Here is a 708-nt window from a genome sequence, read left to right as displayed (position 1 = left end):
CGAGCGCGACCAGCGCGCCGATCCAGGCGGAGCGCACCGGCACGGCGCCGGTGACCAGCTCGCGCCCAGCGGTGCGCGGATTGCGGGCGTCGATCTCCCGGTCGATGATCCGGTTGCAGGCCATGGCGAAGGTGCGCAGCCCCACCATGGCGACCGTCACCAGCAGCAGCCGCAGCCAGTGGACCGTGCCGTCCCACAGCTGCATCGCGGTCAGCGAGGCGATGTAGGCGAAGGGCAGCGCGAAGACCGAGTGCTCGATCATCACCAGCCGCAGAAAGGCGCGGACGCGGCCGGGCGGCGCGGATTCGGGGCCGAGGATGCCGGGGGTCGCGGAGTCAGCGCTCATCGGGCCACCCCGGCGAGCGGCGTGCCCACGCCGCCCGCCTCCGTTCTCGCCGCGCCTGTCACAGCCCGTACTCCTTCCATCGCCGTGTCACCCGATCGGCCGTCTCGGGGTCGGACTCGACCATCCGCGGCCAGCCGCCGTCGCGCGTATAGCCCTCCTCGGGCCACTTCGCCGTGGCGTCGATGCCCGCCTTGCCGCCCCAGAACTGCTGGTACGAGGCGTGGTCGAGATGGTCGACCGGGCCCTCGGCGACAGTCAGGTCGCGGGCGTAGTCGGTGTTCCCCAGCGCCCGCCAGGACACCTCGTGCAGATCGTGGACGTCGCAGTCGGCGTCGACCACGACGATCAGTTTGGTCAGCGAC

General features: G+C 71.9%; 1 protein-coding gene and 1 pseudogene. Both read right to left on the bottom strand.

The window, feature by feature from the left end; translation table 11 throughout:
• The coding region (locus CCN51_RS45235) for a UbiA family prenyltransferase (protein WP_170061371.1) at window positions 1–346 on the bottom strand (346 nt) is incomplete at its 3' end.
• Between the two features lie 58 nt (window positions 347–404).
• Window positions 405–708: pseudogene (locus tag CCN51_RS45230) on the bottom strand (UbiD family decarboxylase domain-containing protein); the annotation flags it as partial.

The organism is Streptomyces milbemycinicus (assembly GCF_002154605.1).
GTDB classification, from domain to species: Bacteria; Actinomycetota; Actinomycetes; order Streptomycetales; family Streptomycetaceae; genus Streptomyces; species Streptomyces milbemycinicus.
This window is presented reverse-complemented; position numbering and strand designations above follow the sequence as displayed.